Source organism: Halodesulfovibrio oceani subsp. galateae (assembly GCF_055397225.1).
Genome location: NZ_AP042453.1, coordinates 351,786 through 369,091 on the forward strand (window position 1 = coordinate 351,786; position 17,306 = coordinate 369,091).

The 17,306-nt window shown below is 44.9% G+C and carries 14 protein-coding genes; 6 read left to right on the forward strand and 8 right to left on the reverse strand.

The features are described 5' to 3' along the window. Window positions 1-51: 51 nt before the first annotated feature. The 6 genes from ACZ5V1_RS01490 to ACZ5V1_RS01515 all read right to left on the reverse strand — a co-directional run bounded on the left by ACZ5V1_RS01490 (window position 52) and on the right by ACZ5V1_RS01515 (window position 6,561). Window positions 52-873, reverse strand: a complete 822-nt coding sequence (locus ACZ5V1_RS01490; RefSeq protein ID WP_464390280.1) for a histidinol-phosphatase — start codon at window positions 871-873, stop codon at window positions 52-54. A 12-nt stretch (window positions 874-885) separates the two neighbouring features. Then, window positions 886-1,170: a late competence development ComFB family protein gene (locus tag ACZ5V1_RS01495; RefSeq protein ID WP_464390281.1), complete on the reverse strand. Its 285-nt coding sequence runs from the start codon at window positions 1,168-1,170 to the stop codon at window positions 886-888. 184 nt (window positions 1,171-1,354) lie between these two features. Continuing rightward, the gene (gene pstA / locus ACZ5V1_RS01500) at window positions 1,355-2,239 is read right to left on the reverse strand and encodes a phosphate ABC transporter permease PstA (protein ID WP_464391597.1); all 885 of its coding nucleotides are present in this window, start codon (window positions 2,237-2,239) and stop codon (window positions 1,355-1,357) included. A gap of 49 nt (window positions 2,240-2,288) precedes the next feature. Then, entirely contained in the window at window positions 2,289-3,182 is an 894-nt protein-coding gene (gene pstC, locus ACZ5V1_RS01505) for a phosphate ABC transporter permease subunit PstC (RefSeq protein ID WP_464390282.1), read from the reverse strand. Between the two features lie 83 nt (window positions 3,183-3,265). Then, window positions 3,266-4,072, reverse strand: coding sequence for a phosphate ABC transporter substrate-binding protein (locus tag ACZ5V1_RS01510; protein ID WP_464390283.1), 807 nt, complete (start codon window positions 4,070-4,072; stop codon window positions 3,266-3,268). 230 nt (window positions 4,073-4,302) lie between these two features. Next, window positions 4,303-6,561 (reverse strand): DUF3536 domain-containing protein, encoded by a 2,259-nt coding sequence (locus ACZ5V1_RS01515; protein ID WP_464390284.1) that lies wholly within the window; start codon window positions 6,559-6,561, stop codon window positions 4,303-4,305. Window positions 6,562-6,718: 157 nt separating this feature from the next. On the opposite strand from ACZ5V1_RS01515, the gene ACZ5V1_RS01520 reads away from it, so the two are divergent. Beyond that, window positions 6,719-7,468 (forward strand): tetratricopeptide repeat protein, encoded by a 750-nt coding sequence (locus tag ACZ5V1_RS01520; protein ID WP_464390285.1) that lies wholly within the window; start codon window positions 6,719-6,721, stop codon window positions 7,466-7,468. Window positions 7,469-7,576: 108 nt separating this feature from the next. Here the strand turns inward: ACZ5V1_RS01520 and greA are convergent, their stop codons facing one another. Continuing rightward, entirely contained in the window at window positions 7,577-8,053 is a 477-nt protein-coding gene (greA, locus tag ACZ5V1_RS01525; RefSeq protein WP_464390286.1) for a transcription elongation factor GreA, read from the reverse strand. A gap of 671 nt (window positions 8,054-8,724) precedes the next feature. Here greA and ACZ5V1_RS01530 point away from each other — a divergent pair. The 5 genes from ACZ5V1_RS01530 (at window position 8,725) to ACZ5V1_RS01550 (ending at window position 15,540) form a co-directional block, all read left to right on the forward strand. Beyond that, on the forward strand, window positions 8,725-10,023 hold the full coding sequence (locus ACZ5V1_RS01530; RefSeq protein ID WP_464390287.1) for a (Fe-S)-binding protein: 1,299 nt from the start codon (window positions 8,725-8,727) through the stop codon (window positions 10,021-10,023). A 169-nt stretch (window positions 10,024-10,192) separates the two neighbouring features. After that, window positions 10,193-10,900 carry a Bax inhibitor-1/YccA family protein gene (locus ACZ5V1_RS01535; RefSeq protein WP_160716915.1) on the forward strand — a complete coding sequence of 236 codons (708 nt, stop codon included), beginning with the start codon at window positions 10,193-10,195 and terminating at the stop codon, window positions 10,898-10,900. 132 nt (window positions 10,901-11,032) lie between these two features. Next, window positions 11,033-12,181, forward strand: a complete 1,149-nt coding sequence (gene lpxK, locus ACZ5V1_RS01540) for a tetraacyldisaccharide 4'-kinase (RefSeq protein WP_464390288.1) — start codon at window positions 11,033-11,035, stop codon at window positions 12,179-12,181. A gap of 76 nt (window positions 12,182-12,257) precedes the next feature. Beyond that, entirely contained in the window at window positions 12,258-14,417 is a 2,160-nt protein-coding gene (gene rnr / locus ACZ5V1_RS01545; protein WP_464390289.1) for a ribonuclease R, read from the forward strand. Window positions 14,418-14,661: 244 nt separating this feature from the next. Then, on the forward strand, window positions 14,662-15,540 hold the full coding sequence (locus tag ACZ5V1_RS01550; RefSeq protein ID WP_464390290.1) for a hypothetical protein: 879 nt from the start codon (window positions 14,662-14,664) through the stop codon (window positions 15,538-15,540). A gap of 75 nt (window positions 15,541-15,615) precedes the next feature. On the opposite strand, the gene ACZ5V1_RS01555 is transcribed toward ACZ5V1_RS01550, so the two are convergent. Next, window positions 15,616-17,217 carry a DNA repair protein RecN gene (locus ACZ5V1_RS01555; protein WP_464390291.1) on the reverse strand — a complete coding sequence of 534 codons (1,602 nt, stop codon included), beginning with the start codon at window positions 17,215-17,217 and terminating at the stop codon, window positions 15,616-15,618. Window positions 17,218-17,306: the final 89 nt, after the last annotated feature.

Genomic DNA, 17,306 nt, shown 5'->3' on the forward strand with positions numbered 1-17,306 from the left:
AATCTGTATGAGGCTGTGGAATCTGGAATGTTTATTCAGCATACGTGTCAGTTAGAACGGACGTGAATGCATTTTTCGATTTTTAAAATAGACACTCTCGGTGTACCCGAATTTGCGTGCGTGCTCTTCGAGTTTATCGAAGTTGAATGCAACAGACATGGTTGAGTGTGCATCGGAACCAAATGTAATCGGTAATTCAAGACTGCCTGCGATACTCATGATGCTTTCACATGGGTAAATTTCCTGACACAGTTTACGAATACCGGCAGAAGAAATTTCCATGGACATACCTGCATCACGAACCGCAGTTAGTGCCTTGCGTACTAAAATCTGTGCTTTTTCTGTAGCGATCCATGTAGAGAACTGATCGCAGGAAAAAATTTTAATGATGTCCGGATGAGCAATGGTGTCAAAAATACCTGTTTCAGCCATGGTGATCATGGTGTCATAGTACTTCTCATAAATTGCGACCAGCTCATTTTGATGCAGTGATTCCCAGTCAGCTTTCGCGTAATCAAATCCCCAGTTTTCCAGAAAATGGATGCCGCAGAGCACATAGTCGAAGTCGTGCTTTGCAAGTTCAGATTTAATGAACTCTTCGTTCCCTTCCATCCAATCCATCTCAATACCCAGCAGAACAGTAACTCCGTCATTATTGTCTTTCAGAGCTGTCACTTTTTCAATGTAGGTGTCCCAATGTGCTGCTAAATGCTCTCTGTATTCTCGTGGGTAGCTCATAGCGAGCGGTCGTGCAGAATGTTCAGAGAAGCCGAATACACGAATCCCTTTTTTTACGGCAGCCTCGTACATTTCTTCAGGTGTGGCTTTGCCGTGGGAGTACAACGTGTGTATGTGGGTATCAACGGAGATCATAATAGTCCTAGATTATTGTTTAGGGTTTTCCACAACAATGGCGAATGCTTTACGGACAGAGTCCTCAATTTCTTTGTCTCGGACAGGGTCGCGCAAAACAATTGTCCCTTGTTGTGCATAGCGTGCAGGGAGAGAATTGAGCGACAATGCATAGATATCGAACAGGTCTTTTTCAGATGGTTTGTAGTATGGAGGGGTCTCCATAACTTGTTTCATAATCTTGATTACGCGTGTTTCATTTCTGTTGCGGATATCAAGAAAACTCACATCATTCAGAAGATATTTTTCGTTGGCCATATGCGCCCCTTGCATGTTTTTTCATAAAATACACAGAATACCGGTGGCTAGCAACGAATAACAAGCATTAAGCAAGCACTAACGGTTTAGTCTTGTTGAAATAGTTGAATGAGCAATGAGCCCGTAGAGTTGTGACTCTGCGGGCTCATTTTATATTGTGGCTCTAGCTTGGGGACTAATTTAGCTATGAAAGTTTTTTCTGCATCCGTGCACGAAGCATAATTGCAAGAAAGTTCATGCTCAATACCAGTGCAATAAGCACAAGGGATGTGCCGTACTGCAGAGGTCTTGTCATTTCAATATCTGTACCGGCTGTAGCGAGAACATAAATATGATATGGCAACGCCATTACACTGTCGAAAATAGACTGCGGAAGCAGTGGTGAGAAGAACATTGCGGCGGTGAACATAATTGCAGCAGTTTCACCGGCTGCGCGTCCGACAGAGAGAATTGCGCCAGTTAAAATACCCGGTGCGGCGACTGGGAGTACTATGCGGTAGATTGTCTGCCATTTTGTTGCACCAAGTCCTAAAGAGGCTTCACGGAATGTCGGGGAAACACTTCGCAATGCTTCTTCTGAAGCTCCGATGATAAGAGGAAGAACCAGTGCAGCAAGTGTGAGCATTCCCGCGAGGAGCGAGACTCCCATCCCAAGGACGGTAACAAAGAGAGACAGACCGAATAAGCCGAACACAACAGAGGGGACACCTGCTAGGTTGTTAATTGCTAGCCTGATAAGGTGAACTATTTTGCCCGGTTTTGCATATTCATGAAGATAGATGGCAGTGGCTACACCCCACGGCAAAGCGATAAGCATTGCACCGTATGATAAAGCTATTGTTCCAAGAATACATGGAAAAATGCCGCCTTCTGTCATGGCGTTACGCGGGCTTTCGAGTAAAAACTCTAATGAGATGGCTGGGGCACCGTAATATAATACAAATCCACAGATGATCGCTAACGCAAGTGCATTAATGGCTACACTCATCTTGAATAAGGTGAACATACATTTTTGAATGAATTGTCGCATCGAGCGTGTTCCGGAAAAATTCGGAGTAAGCTGTGTCATGGATGTTCCTGTAGCGTCTGCTAATTGAGACATACTCTTCTCCTCGTTGCTACAGCGTAGCCGTACCGATTTGTTTTTTCTTTTCTGCAATATATGCTGCAAGAATATTGAACATCAGAGTGAACAAGAACAGAACCATGCCAGTCGCAAAGAGGGCGTAGTAATGCTCGCTCTGGAATGGGGCTTCTGCCATTTCTGCTGCAATAGATGCTGGCATTGGGCGTACTGGATCAAAAATGGATGAAGGTGTCATTGCAGCACCACCTGCAACCATCAGAACAACCATTGTTTCGCCGATGGAACGAGCCATCCCGAGAATGACAGCAGTGCTGATTCCCGGAAGGGATGCCGGAATAACTACACCTGAAATGGTCTGCCATTTTGTGGCACCAAGGGCGAGTGAAGCAGCTCTGAGTTCTTCAGGCACACTGAAAATCGCATCTTCTGCAATGGATGTGATTGTTGGTACTGCCATGAAAGCAAGCATGACAGATGCGTTAAACAGGTTAAGCCCTGTTGCAATGCCGAACCATTCCTGAAGCAGGGGAGCAACCACAACCATACCGAAAAACCCGATAACAACTGACGGGAGCGCCTGCAGCATTTCAACAAGAGGTTTGATGAAACTACGCATGCGCGGTGTGGCAATTTCTGCAAGATAAATTGCCGTCATAAGTCCCAAAGGAATGGCAATGCAGGAAGAAAATGCTGTTACAGCGAGTGACCCTGTGATCATAGGCAAAATGCCGAAGTCCGCAGGATCATCTGTCGGGTACCAGAATTGACCGAATACAAAATCCGGAACAGATATCTGGTTAAAAATGGGCAGCCCCTCCATAATGAGAAACACCATTATGAGGGTGAGAACGAGAATACTCGTAGAGGCAATGGCAAAGAAGCTGCCGTGGATTGCCATTTCCTTATGTTGTCTTGAAATCCGCATAGTATGTCCCCAATAGTGCAGATGCATGAAGCCTGCCTTTCCCGATGGGATGGAAAGGCAGGCAGATAGGCTCGGTGGCTTTTCTAACGGCGGATGAAGCCAGCCTGCTCGACGATATCCTGACCTTTCGGAGAAAGGATGAATTCAACGAGCTGGTTTGCTGCAGGTGCAGGTGCAGCTGAAGTGTAAATTTGTAAGGTACGAGCCACTGGGTACGATTTGTCTTTAGCAGTGGTGGCGCTGCCTGTAACACCATCTACAGAAAGTGGTTTTACTGTACTGTTGATGTAGCCGATGCCGTCGTATGCGATTGCATTTTTGTTTTTAGAAACAGCCTGCATAACTGCACCGGAAGAAGCCTGAAGCAATGCACCCGGGAATACGCGTGCTTTTTTCATGATGATCTTGTGCCAGGTTTCGTATGTGCCGGAAGATGTATCGCGGGAAATAACAATGATCTTGCCGTCTGCTCCGCCAACTTCTTTCCAGTTAGTAACTTTGCCTTCGTAGATAGCTTTAAGCTGTGCAGAGGTAAGGTTGCTGATCGGGTTGGACGGGTGAACAATTGGGATAACCGCATCAAGAGCGATAATGTGTTCAACTGGCTTGAGGTCTTTAGAATTGGCAAGTTTGATTTCTTTGCCTTTCATTTTACGGGATGCCATGGCGATATCGGTGCTGCCATCGAGAAGCGCCTTAATGCCGTTGGAAGAACCACCACCGGAAACAGCGACAGGAGTGCCGGTTTCAGCGATAAATGCTTCAACAGCTCGTTGCATGATAGGTAAAACAGTTGTGGAACCTTTTACTGTAACGGCGTTAGATGCCATAGCAGGTGCAGCAAAACTGATTACTAAAAAAGCAGAAAGAATATAGTACCAAGAACGCATAGTGATTCCTCCAAAATTAAAAGCAGTAGATTTAAAGCGCAAAATTAAACGCGTAGATGTTTTCGTTGCGTTGGAAGGAAACTAATTAACCTGTGTTACGGAAGCGTGTCGCATGTTGTACAAGTCTGTGACGCAATGTTATAACTATGTGGCAGCGTTATTTTACCTTTAAAAACAAAAGGATGGAGACAGTTGTCTCCATCCTTTTGTTTTTAATTTGGTTGTAACGGCTATGAAAGCGATAGGTTTACAAGGCTTGCAATATCGCGGATATGCGGATCATGCTGTTTTTCTAGCCACAGGAAGTAGAGTAGGCGATCCGTAGGGGCATTTGGGAAAAGTTCTTTTGCCCGTTCAAGGATGCCTGTAGCTTTAAAGTATGTTGGATCATCTTGGGATAGAATTTCAATAAGTCTTGTTTCAACTTTATCCATAGTGATCGTCGGATCGAATTGCTTGCGGGTAATCCATTCGTGAATGTATTTACGCAAGCATCTCATTTGTTCCGTTTTAATCTGTACTTCACAATGTTCTGAGAAGATGTATCCTTCGATGAGTGCCGGACATACAATATTCCAAAGGTGACCGGCTGGCTGGTCATATTGGCTTTCTGTCCATGGCTCAAAAAGCACTGTGGCATCCAGACCTAGCGGGGTGTATGTTTCTACAAGCTGGTCAAGAACATGTTGAACAAAATGGGCGGCGATTGCTTGCCGCTTATTTCGTGGTAGAGCAGTGTAAATACAGCTTTGTCCGCCCTTACTTTCGATGGTGGCAGTTACGGTCGAGCTGTTCATAAACCCTGATGGCAGTTTAGCATATTGCCATGCCAGATGAGTACCTATCGTTGAGTCCTTCCAATATATTACAGCGTTGCCGGAATAATGGTTACCTTCAATTTTCTCAGGTGTAACTTTGATAGTAATATTGTTCCACGTGACGATGTAGGTTTTCTCTATTTGCGGGAACTCGTTATCATTATTAAGCAGAAGAAGAGCTTGAAGCAGTATCGACGCTTCAGATTCTCTTCGCGGAAGAATGCGACCATACAGTAATTCTTTGCCTGTCTCGTGCCCTTCTTTGTTGGACACGGCATCTGCTAGAATCTCTGCGAAATCATCAAGTCGTGTGTGCCCTTCAAAATCTGCCAGAATATCCAATGCATGTAAGGCAAATGACAATGCATTTTTTCCTTCGATGCGGGTTATTTCGTCAAAGAACCATGCACAGCTTGCAAAGCCGGAAAGTGCTTGTTCTTGCATAAACAGCAGAAGCGTCGCCTCATGCTGTTGCTGCTCTGTAAGTCCTTTAATGACATATTCGGATATGAAATCATCACGATGTCTTTGACCGGAGATGACAGTTCCGTAAGCACATAGTGCCTCCTCCGGTGCCATGTAATATTCATGCGCTTTTAAATCAAAGTAGTTATCAACGCAGTCTTTCATAAAGTTCATGGCGTCTCGTAATGGCCTGCGCCATTCCTGATTCCAGTCAGGATGCCCGCCGTCTGTGCAGCCGCAATTACTCCGCCAGCGCTCTACACCGTGAGCACAGCTCCATGCAGATGGTTCAAACAGACGCACCTGTTGCTGAGGTGGATTACTGGCAAGAAACGCTGCAAGGTTGGTCAGTTCAATATCATCTCGGGCATTACGTGCGTTATCCAGAACATGAGCGAGTGCCATTTCACCAAATTTAAAATGGTGACCGTATGTTTCTCCATCAGTACTGACGGTGAGAATTCCGTTGTTGGAGAATGATTTGATTTTGTTCCAGAATTTATCGCCATCGGCTAATAGACGTTCAAAGGCCACTGCCTGCGAAATCTCTGCATCATAAAAGAATACAGAAATAGAACGTCCGCTAGGAAGGTCTATACGGTACGGCACAGACGTATCAAACGTTCCATTCTCAATGGTGTACCAGTCGCCGTTGTTTTCTATTGCTTTTGCCTGATGCGGTGAAAGAATGGTAAATCGTATGTCCTGCGCTGCAAGAGTTTCCAGTGTGTCCGTATCCACAGCACATTCGGCAAGCCACATGCCTTCGGGTCTTCGTTCAAAGCGTTTTTCAAAGTCTTGAATCGCCCATTGAACTTCAAGATCCTTATCCCTTTGCTTTGCCAGCGGGAGAATGGTGTGGTGGTACACTTGTGCAATTGCGTTGCCGTGCCCAAATCGATGGACACTGGCTTTGTCCGCTTCGATGATTCGACTATAGATAGCGGGGAATGCTGTTTCCATCCACCGCATAAGTGTCGGGCCAACGTTAAAGCTGATCCATTCATAGCAGTTTACCAGTTCAATAATATTACCTTCGCCATTAAGACGTTTTGCAAAGGCAAGTGGGATGTAACTTTCACGTGTGATACGTTCATTCCAGTTGAGCATTGGTGCGGCACTGCCTTCGGGCATAATTTCACCCAACCACGGGTCTTCCCGAGGTGGTTGGTAAAAATGGCCGTGAATACACAGGTAACGGGACATAACTCCTCCGTGATGCTTCAATTCGGAAAATTGTACCATAAAAGGATGACAGATGGCCGTTAGCGTGATTATGTAGCGTTATAACAACACTGTATGAGTTATTTATTCTGTATTAACAGGTTGTAGTGAGCTTTTTTGATTATCTAGAGGTATGCGTATGAATGGCAGCCATCAGAAACAGCCCATTCGTGGGGCTTTTTCTGTTGAAAAATTGGTACGGGTTGGCTTTGGTGCTACTAAGCGGACAAACAAAATTGTAGTAATGTTATATGCAGAACAGGAAGGTAATGGAGATATTATCTTATGGAAGCTTAACAAGAATCATATTCCGTTTGAAAAGTACGATAAAGTTTCATTTGAGAAGCTGATGGAAGAGTACTCACCCGAACCTGGGGTGTATCAAGAAGATATTTATCCAGCTATGCGTAAGGTTGCTCAAGGCATTGCCAGAGGTGAGCGTTTGCGTGTGAACGGGCAGCCGTACGGAGCTGAAGTTGAATTTCTTCAGGTTCTAAACATGGACGAGGATAATGTTCGTGCGACATTTGGCCTCGGGCTGACGTTTTTAGATAGGAATGAAATAGATAAAGCGCAGGGCGTTTTTACGAAGTTAGTGGGAATTGAAGCAGCTTTTGCAGAAGAGCATAAGCATATGTTTAACGAGTTCGGCATTAAACTTCGAAAAAATAAAATGTATGAACAGGCGCTACAGTTTTATAGCAGAGCTCAAAAATTATCTGCACTTGATGAACATTTGCTCTACAATATGGGGCGGGTGCTAATTGAGATTAAAGAGTTTAAAAAAGCGCGAGTGATGTTAGCCAAAGCAGTGGAAGTAAATCCTGATTTTGGTGAAGCAGTAACCGTGCTTGGGATTTTGGACAAAAAACTGAGTCGTGCTGTTTAACTGAAATTATTGTTGCAACATAAAAAGCCATGCCCCATCACGCTAATGTGATGAGGCATGGCTTTTTTCTTGCTCGAGAAAGCAGGAGCCACCCAGTTGGGTGTCCTGCTATTTGTGGTTGAATTCGATTGAAACTACTTCGTAAGAAATGCGACCTTTAGGTGCGTTAACAACAAATTCGTCGCCTTCTTCCTTGCCGAGCATAGCTCTGCCGACAGGAGAAAGTGCGGAAATGCTGCCATTTTCGTACTCAGCTTCATCTGGTCCGAGCAGGGTGTATTTTTTCACTTCACCGGTATCGAGATCTTCAATTTCCACGGTTGCACCAAAGGTTACTTTGTCGCCGCCAAGGGTTCTAAGGTCGATAACGTTGTATTGAGACATCTGAGATTCGATGTAGGAGATGCGAGCTTCGAGCATACCTTGACGCTCACGTGCTGCATCGTAGCCTGCGTTTTCACTCAGGTCGCCTTCTTCTCGGGCTTCTTTAATAGCCTGAATGATTGCTGGACGCTCTTTTTTGAGAGCTTCGAGCTCTAGCTTTACTTTTTCAAAGCCTTCAATAGAAATAGGAATACTACTCATCATTTTTCCCTTAAAAAATTCTTTCCTGCATTTTTCCGGCGAACAGGAGGCCGTTTCTTCTACACAAGAAAAAGCGCCCGACATGGCGGGCGAAATTATGAGGTAGAACATACTTGGCTAGTGGTCAAGTATGTTGTTGTAGAAGATGTTAGAATGTACCAGAAAATAACAGCTTATTTGTTATAGCTATATTCTGGTGTTGTTGGTTGTCTGACCAATTTATTTGAGTTTCAAAATATCAGTAAAACAACGGCGATGTCAATTAAATGTAAAGTTAACCGGTTTCATCGATAATCAGTATGACGGAACGCAAAAATGCTGCTAATAGGGTTGGGAACCGCCATGCGATTTAAAGCATAAAAGCTGGTGCGCTCATTATAATTCGTGTAACCACTGGGGGTTAGCAGGTTTTATAGTCCTTTCTACAGCTGTTCTCTTTTATATGATGTTGACTAGGTTTTAAATGCTGTAAAAAATGTGGGCAGGACTATTATAATTAGGTTCAAGGCTTTAGGATTGCGTAACTGCTGAGCAAAAAAATGTTATTTGTTGAGCAATTTGCGTTCTTTACCTTGTAACCAAAGCTAACCCATTATAATAGAGCGCAAGCCGCTTTGTTTAAAAAAACGCAACACAATGAGCAGCGCGAAGCGGTTAAGGAGTAAATGTATATGTCAGATTCAAAGCAGCATCCTGAGAAGGAGTGCGGTGGTTCTTTCATAGAAAGTGTAGCCCATCTACTGCCGGAAGGTGGTAACCTCAACATGTGTCTTACTTGTGGTGCTTGTTCTGCAGGCTGTCCCGCAACTGGACTTGAGGATATGGACCCCCGCAAATTCTTGCGTCTTGCCGCACTGGGAATGGATGAAGAAATCACCTCTACCCCTTGGGTATGGATGTGTACGATGTGTCAGCGGTGTACGTATGTCTGCCCAATGCAGATTAACATCCCGCAGCTCGTGTACCAGGCACGTCAGGCCTGGCCGCGCGAAGACCGTCCGAAAGGTATTATTAACTCATGTGACGTGGCCATGCGTAACCCCGGCCACAGCGCAATGGGTGCTTCCTCTGAAGACTTTAAGTTTGTAGTGGAAGACGTTCTTGAAGAAGTACAGACCGATCAAGAAGGTATGGATCATCTGAAAGTACCTTTTGATGAACTCGGTAAAAAGTACTACCTCAACCAGAACTCCCGCGAACCGGTAACTGAGCCGGATGAAATGGTTCCTCTTTGGAAAATCATGAACATCGGCACCGGTGATGACTGGACTTACGGCTCTAACGGCTGGGCTGCTGAGAACTACTGTATGTTCGCAGCGGACGATGAGTCCTGGGAAAAAATTGTTCGAACAAAAGTCAAGGCTGTGGAGGACCTCGGCGCCAAATATTGGCTCAACACCGAGTGAGGCCACGAACTTTACGCACTCCGGTCCGGACTGCAAAAATTCAATATTAAGCCTAAATTTGAAATCGAATCCATTATCCGTCTCTACGCCCGCTGGGTACGAGAAGGCGTTCTGAAGGTTAATTCAGACTGGAACGTTAACAACGTTAAATTTACCGTGCAGGATCCATGTCAGTTAGTCCGTAAGGGCTACGGCGATATTGCAGCGGATGATTTGCGCTACGTGATCAAAAAAGTTGTCGGCGAAGAGAACTTTATTGATACATGGCCTAATAAATCCAACAACTACTGCTGTGGCGGTGGTGGTGGGTCTCTTCAGGCAGGTTATCCAGAAGCGCGTCGTCATTACGGTAAAATCAAAAACGAGCAGATTGTTAAGACTGGTGCACCTTATGTCATTGCACCTTGTCATAACTGTCACTCTCAGATTCACGATCTTTCCGAACACTTCGGTGCAGGCTACCATGTAGTTCATTTATGGACTCTTATTGCTCTGTCTCTTGGTATTCTCGGCGAGAATGAACGTGAATACCTTGGCGAAGATCTTCGCACCTGTGGTTTATAAGTAAACCACACCGTACGCCCATAGAAAGCCCGATCAATGATCGGGCTTTTTTATTTAGAAAAAAACCGTTTGCTGATAAACTTGCAATACAGGTGTGAGCTTGATACCGTGATTTTACGTATTTTAAAAAAACGGTATAAATTGAATATAAACAATTCCGGAGGATGGAATGTTAGGACGTAACGCAGCAGCACCTAATGTACGCCGTGCTGAGCTTGTAAACGCGTATCTTCGTGGCGTGTATGGCTGGATGATGCTGGGTCTTCTTGTGACCGCTGTATTTGCATTTTTAACTGCAACATCGCCTGCCATCCAGCAGCTTGTTTTCAGTAACCAATTCATCTTTATCGGGCTGATAATTGCTGAATTCGGTTTGGTCATGTACTTGAGCGCCCGTATTTCTAAACTGTCCGCTGGCTCTGCTACCGGATTGTTTCTACTGTATAGCGCATTGAACGGCGTGACGTTGTCCGTCATTCTTCTTGTGTACGCTACAAGTACTATTTTCTCTGCATTCTTCACCGCTGCCGGTATGTTCGGTGCGATGAGTTTGTACGGCATGACAACCAAGCGTGATCTGACCAGCATGGGCAGCTTCATGATGATGGGACTGTTCGGTATCATTATCGCAATGGTAGTGAACATCTTCCTCGCTTCTAGCGTAATGCAGCTTGTAATTAGCGCAATCGGCGTAATTGTATTTACCGGTTTAACCGCGTACGATACACAGCGTCTTGCAGAAATGGGCGAATCCATGCCTGCCAACGATGCAACCGCAGTTCGCCGTGGTACTATCCTTGGCGCGCTTACATTGTACCTCGACTTTATTAACTTGTTCCTCATGTTGCTTCGTTTGTTCGGAGCGAGCCGCGACTAGTTTCTTTTGGAAATTCGCAAATAGTTGATGAAATAAGGGGGGCCTGCAACGGCTCTCCTTTTTTTACATGAGACATATTTTCTGACATCGAATACACTTACTTATTGCAACTGAAAGCTCTCAGGAGAGGTTATGTCTTCACTGCCAGTGCAACGTGCACTGTTCCCACTTTTATATCCGTTTAGTAAAATTTATTCTTTTGCCATGTCGTATCGCCGAAAACAATATGAGGCAGGCGCAAAAGAGCAGTTTTCTCCTAAAGCACCTTGTGTTTCAGTGGGGAATATTAGTTGGGGGGGCAGTGGTAAAACTCCGGTAGTAGGCTGGTTGCTAGAGTGGGCGGAACTTAACCATTATTCACCGGTAGTACTTACTCGTGGATACAAGGCTTCACCACCGAAAACCCCGTACTTGGTTACTCCAGACAGTACAGCAGCACAGGCAGGGGACGAACCTGTTATGCTAGCGAATGCACATCGCAAAGCACGTATTGTTGTTGACCCGATCCGGATGCGCTCCGGTGCTTGGGCAGAAAAGAGTTTTAGACCTGAGTTAGTGGTGTTGGATGACGGCTTTCAACACCTTGCGGTAAAAAGAGATTTGAATCTAGTGCTGCTTAAACCGGATGATTTGTCCTCTGAGTGGGATAGGGTGATCCCTGCCGGCTCATGGAGAGAAGATGAAAGTGCTTTGTCACAGGCACATGCTTTTTTGATAAAAACAAACTCGCTTGCGCCTCTTAAAAGTGTTATAAAAGAGAGGCTTGGTAAGTATGGTGTGCCTGTTTTTAGTTTTTCCTTAGTTCCTCAGAAGCTGGTTCCGGTAAGCGAGGCTGCGACGGAAGTCTTCGAAAAGGCAAAAGAAAAACATCGACCTGTAGCATTGGAAAACTATATTCTATTCAACGGAGTTGGCGAACCTGCTCAGGTAGAAGAAACTGCTAAGAAATTTATGGGACGCTCCCCGTATAAGCATCAGCGCTATGCAGACCATCATACATATACAGAAGCAGAAATTGCTGAAATGGGTAATGTTGGTTTGCCGCTGGTTTGTACACCTAAGGATGCCGTGAAGGTTCCGGAAGTCTTAGGGATTGAAGTCTGGACATTCGCTTTACGTACTAAGTTTGGCGACTCTATGTTTACAGGCAAAACGTTTACAGATTGGTGGAAGGAACAGTGGGACGCAATGCGCGAAACTTCCAGCACTCGTAAAAAGCAAAAACAGAAAACGGCTGTTGCTACAGAAACTCCGCGACCTGTTTTAAAAAACGAAAAATAATATAACAATAACCAGTGACAATGTCGGATAGTTACAAACTTTCCAGTAACAATTGTTAAAGGTATAAGCATACATAATGGTAAAAAAGAAAAAACAGAAATCCGGTGAATGCCCGATTTCCCCTAAAGATATAATAGAGCTTTTTCGCGAAGTGAAACGCCCCGTGAAGATGAATGACTTCTATCGCTTTATGCATTTGAGCAAGCGTTGGAGACGTGATCTTGAGGCGATGATTGAGTTTCTCGAAAAAGATGGCAAGATCATCCGGTTGCGCGGTGGCGCATGGGGATTAACTAAAAATTTACATATGGTCACCGGCAAATTGCAGGTGCAGCGTTCCGGCGTAGGTTTTGTTCTGCCGGATGATAAGAGACGTGCAGATATTTTTGTTGCACCGTCTTCCTTTGGTAACGCAATGCACGGTGATACCGTTGTCGTGACATTGCTGCCGGGTAATAGAGGCAAAAATCAGGAAGGACGCATTGTCCGTATTCTTGAACGCGCCCGCGATACTATCACTTGTCGTGTCATCAAAAAGATGGGCAAGGGTGGTTTTATTTGTCGTCCGACAGATTCACGCTTGAACTTCTCTATTCTTGCTACGGGTGATGCTCTGGAGCGTCGTCCGAAGAAAAATGAACTACTTGTCGTAGAGCCGCGCGAGCAAGTTGAGTCCGGTTTATGGGCTGCAACAATTCTCGAAAGCCTTGGTGATGAGGAAGATGGAAACGTACAGGAACGTCTGGTTAAGCTTAACCACGACATTCCTACAAGTTTTCCGGATGCAGTACTTAATGCTGCAAAAGATTTGCCCGGTGTGCCGTCTGAAGAAGATTTTGTAGATCGCATCGACTTACGAAATCTCGACTTTGTCACCATTGATGGTGAAACAGCACGAGATTTCGATGATGCGGTATATGTGGAAGAGCAGCGTGACGGTTTCCGTTTATGGGTAGCCATTGCAGACGTAAGTCACTACGTGCCGGAACACTCCGTTCTGGACGAGGAAGCTGTAGAGCGTGCGAACTCTTACTACTTCCCGCAGTCTGTGGAACCTATGTTCCCCGTAGCGCTGTCTAATGGATTGTGCAGTTTGAATCCACGAGTGCCACGTTTGGCTATGGTGGCAGAAACGTACTTCTTTGCCGACGGTAGTTACGGTAAGTCTAAATTTTATCCGGCAGTTATCCAAAGTAAAGCACGCCTGACATATGATCAGGTGAAACGTGCATTGCTGGATAAGGATGAAAAAGAACGGGCAGTGATCTCTCCAGTTCTACCAATGCTTGAACGAGCTGAAGAGCTTGCAAGAGCATTGAAGCAGAAGCGTAACGATCGCGGCAGTCTCGATTTTGATGTGCCGGAAGCAGCTGTAACTTTTGACGTTGCTGGCGATCCTATTGCCATTGACCGCAAGACTCGTCACTTCGGTCATATGATGATTGAAGAATTTATGATTGCTGCAAACGAGGCCGTTGCACGATTCCTTACAGAAGCTGAAGTTCCGTTCTTGTATCGTATTCACCCTGCACCGGAAATGGATAAGCTTAATGCATTGTTTAAGATGCTGCATCGCACCGACCTTGGTGAAGCATTTCCAAATGAACCGACACCGGAAAATTTGCAGCGCGTATTAAAAATTGCAGAAGGAACCGAGCAGGAGTTTGTGGTTAACCGCCTTACACTCCGTACTATGATGCAGGCGCAATATACGCCAACGTATCAGACCCATTTTGGTCTTGCTTCTGAGTGCTATTGTCACTTCACATCCCCGATTCGTCGTTACGCAGACCTTATCGTTCACCGTGCGCTTAAACATGCTTTGAGAGTGAAAGGGTATGAGAATATCCGCGGTGTGGATAAAATCCAGACTATCGGTGAGCATCTCAACAAGCGTGAACGTGTTGCAATGGAAGCAGAACGCGAGATCTTGAAGCGTGTAACCGCGTTGTACATGTTGAGTCAGGTTGGCGCTGAATTTACAGGCGTTGTATCCGGCGTTGCAGAATTCGGTTTCTGGGTAGAACTTGAAGAAGTTATGGCAGAAGGCATGGTGCGGTTATCCAGCATTGATGACGACTACTATGTTTATGTCTCAGAACGAAACGAGCTGGTAGGTGAGCGAACGGCCCGTAGGTTTGCTTTAGGACAGGTTGTAAAAGTCTGGCTCTATGACGTGAACGTTGCCCGAATGGAAATCAACTTGAAGCTACGGGAAGAAGACGTAGCTGATTAGGTTGTCAAAAATATAGTATGAAAGCCCCACTTACAAAGTGGGGCTTTTTTTTATGCAAAAAAAACGTAACAAGCGCATGGCCGTTTTATAAGTTTTCTAAAATAGATAAATACGAATGATTTTGGTTTGTTGTGCGTGATTCTTTGTATAGTGGTTAGGTTGTACTTTGTTCAGGGTTGGATTGATGGCTGATCTCAAGTGATCCTTCATTTTGCATACTATATTTTAAAATGAGTGAGTCGTTATGAAAAAACAACTACTAATATACACCGTTATCATTAGTCTTTTGTTGGTATGTAATGCTTTTGCAGAAGAAGAGGCTGCTCAGGAAAAAGAAACAAATTTTACCGTATCAATAAATTCAGCATACTTGGGCGATGCAGAGCTTGATGACTCCTCAGGTTCGTTTTCAACAGTGAATTCAGCAGTGGAAGTTACGGCGTATAATTTTTCTGTAATATACGAGAACGAGACTTACAGTTGGAATAATCGCTCAGACATTGATTTTGTTAAGGGGAGTAACACGCCGTGGAATTCGCTACAAAAGCTCGGTGTCGGATACGGAAACCGCTATGCTTTTGATGAAAAGAACTTTCTTGTTTATTTTGCTCAGGCATCATCACAGTTTGAAGATGCTATTACCGGTGACTCAATAACGCTTGCCGGCCTTGTGGGCTATAATTACGCATTTACCCCAAATTTTGTTGTAACAATTGGCGTAGTGGCGGGGTATAACCCTCTCGATTGGAATGTGTTACCCGTACTTGGTTTTCAGTACAGCTATGATGAATGGGTAGTAAAATTGGCCTTCCCTGTATCAAATGTGGCGTATCGCTTTTCCGACAGTTTTGCACTGCGGGTAGATATCGGGCTTGAAAGCGGCGTATATCAACTTTCTAGTAGCAGTGATGTCGCAAGAAACGGATATGTGAAAAAGAGAGAAGCAAAAGTATCCTTGTTTGCAGATTGGAATTGCATGGAAAACATAACCTTTTCATTTGGGCCGCAGTATGTTTTTGCACGGAGAATGAAATTTTACACTAGTGCACACAATCGTACAGGCAGCGCAGAGGATATTGGCGATACTTGGGGCATTGCAGCGAATGTGAATATAGAATTCTAGGTAGTCATTGTTCAGAAGAAATTAACTAGTTAGGTTAATAACGAAAAAGCCGCTTCATGCATGAAGCGGCTTTTTTTATCCAGTTCCTAATAGTTGGCGCGCGAGCACTTCACCTTGCTGACCGCCACCGGCCATTCGTTCATATTCTTCTCGAATGCCAGTCTCGGACAGAGCATCACAACTAGTAAAGGTTGCACTGCTACGGACATCTTTACGTACGAGGAAGTGCTTTTCAGCTCGTGCTGCAAGCTGTGGCCAGTGAGTGATAAGAAGCATTTGTTGGCGCTCAGCAAGCGTTGTCAACGCATCTGCCACATAGTTGAGCGTGATACCGCCGATGCCGGCGTCCACTTCATCAAAAATTAGTGTTGGCGTTTCGTCTTTGTTCATTAAACCGACGACTGCAAGCAGGAATCGGGATAGTTCACCACCGGATGCAATTTTATCCAATGGCTGCGGTGCCTGTCCCGGGTTTGGTACCCATATGAGACGAGCTTTGTGTTCAAAGCATTCTGAGTAAATTTCGGTAGGTGTGAAATCAAATTCTACATGAACATGTTCAGAGAAGCCGAGCGTTTTTAACTCAACCTCAATGGCTCGGCAGAGTTGATCACCTTTTTTTTCGCGAAGTTTATTTATCTTTTCTAAAACTTCTTGAAGCATGACGCGTGATTCGTCTTCTTGCTTTTCAAGTAGGATCAAGTCGAGTTTACATGTGTCGAGGAAAGACAGGTTCTCTTCAATCTCTTCCTGCATATTCACGATAGCATCAATAGAACGGTTCAGTTTTCGCTTAAGCTGAGACAATTCGTAGAGACGTGCTTCAATCTCTTCAATGGAATCTTCGCTTGGCCTGGCAATCGGCTGGTTGCGCAGGCGTGTTTCGACCTCACCCAGTGTGTGACGAAATTCCAAGATGCGTTCGACATCCGGTCTGTATTCCGGAATGTAACGGCAAACACTATCAAGGCTGTTTTCAAGACGGCTTATGACGTCGTCCAGTGCGCCGCTGTCTGTGTAAAATAGACCCAACGTGTGGTCTACAGCTTCTTGAACCAATCCCTGTTCGCGGGTTTCCTGCTTTCTGGCTTCGAGGTCGTCTTCTTCTCCAGCCTGAGGTGCTACTTTTGCAATTTCTTTTTGCTGAAATTCAAGAAAATCACGTTTATCTTCCAAAGTACGTGCGCGTTCGCGAAGTTCGACCTGCTGTGCTGCAATGTCACGTAGCTTTTTCAGAATAGTATTACGTTTTTCAAGAAGCTCAGGGCGTTGGATAAAACCGTTTAACAGCTTTTCCTGAAATGCTGGTTGCAGCAACTGTTGCTGCCCGTGCTGACTGGTATGGACGAGCATCTTAGGCTTAAGCGCGCGTATGGTTTCCTGCGAGCTTAGCTTGTCATTAATATATAGGCGGCTACGTCCTGTAGCAGCTACAAGTTCTCTGCGAATGATGTATTCCTCATCATCAATGAGAAAAATAGCCTCTACCTGTGCTTTTTCTTCACCAGCACGGACAAGGTCCGCACGCATCTTTTCACCAGTAAGAAAGTTAAGTGCCTTTAGAATAAAACTTTTACCGGCGCCTGTTTCGCCGGTGAGAACATTCATTCTTCCGGCAAACTCAAGTTCCATATCGTCAATTAACGCAAGGTGACGTATTCGGAGAAGTTCGAGCATTGTAATAGCCTGTAATTATTTATTAAGAAAGATTGTAGAACTGCCGCACAGATATTCATATACAGAGCTGTAAGCTTTGGCAATCTGTG

What these genes read in the sequence shown, in the direction of transcription:
- ACZ5V1_RS01490 (WP_464390280.1), bottom strand. Translation starts at nt 873, where the DNA reads ATGATCTCCGTTGATACCCACATACACACGTTGTACTCCCACGGCAAA.
- ACZ5V1_RS01510 (WP_464390283.1), bottom strand. Translation starts at nt 4,072, where the DNA reads ATGCGTTCTTGGTACTATATTCTTTCTGCTTTTTTAGTAATCAGTTTT.
- pstA (WP_464391597.1), bottom strand. Translation starts at nt 2,239, where the DNA reads ATGACACAGCTTACTCCGAATTTTTCCGGAACACGCTCGATGCGACAA.
- ACZ5V1_RS01495 (WP_464390281.1), bottom strand. Translation starts at nt 1,170, where the DNA reads ATGGCCAACGAAAAATATCTTCTGAATGATGTGAGTTTTCTTGATATC.
- ACZ5V1_RS01535 (WP_160716915.1), top strand. Translation starts at nt 10,193, where the DNA reads ATGTTAGGACGTAACGCAGCAGCACCTAATGTACGCCGTGCTGAGCTT.
- ACZ5V1_RS01555 (WP_464390291.1), bottom strand. Translation starts at nt 17,217, where the DNA reads ATGCTCGAACTTCTCCGAATACGTCACCTTGCGTTAATTGACGATATG.
- ACZ5V1_RS01515 (WP_464390284.1), bottom strand. Translation starts at nt 6,561, where the DNA reads ATGTCCCGTTACCTGTGTATTCACGGCCATTTTTACCAACCACCTCGG.
- lpxK (WP_464390288.1), top strand. Translation starts at nt 11,033, where the DNA reads ATGTCTTCACTGCCAGTGCAACGTGCACTGTTCCCACTTTTATATCCG.
- rnr (WP_464390289.1), top strand. Translation starts at nt 12,258, where the DNA reads ATGGTAAAAAAGAAAAAACAGAAATCCGGTGAATGCCCGATTTCCCCT.
- greA (WP_464390286.1), bottom strand. Translation starts at nt 8,053, where the DNA reads ATGAGTAGTATTCCTATTTCTATTGAAGGCTTTGAAAAAGTAAAGCTA.
- ACZ5V1_RS01550 (WP_464390290.1), top strand. Translation starts at nt 14,662, where the DNA reads ATGAAAAAACAACTACTAATATACACCGTTATCATTAGTCTTTTGTTG.
- ACZ5V1_RS01520 (WP_464390285.1), top strand. Translation starts at nt 6,719, where the DNA reads ATGAATGGCAGCCATCAGAAACAGCCCATTCGTGGGGCTTTTTCTGTT.
- pstC (WP_464390282.1), bottom strand. Translation starts at nt 3,182, where the DNA reads ATGCGGATTTCAAGACAACATAAGGAAATGGCAATCCACGGCAGCTTC.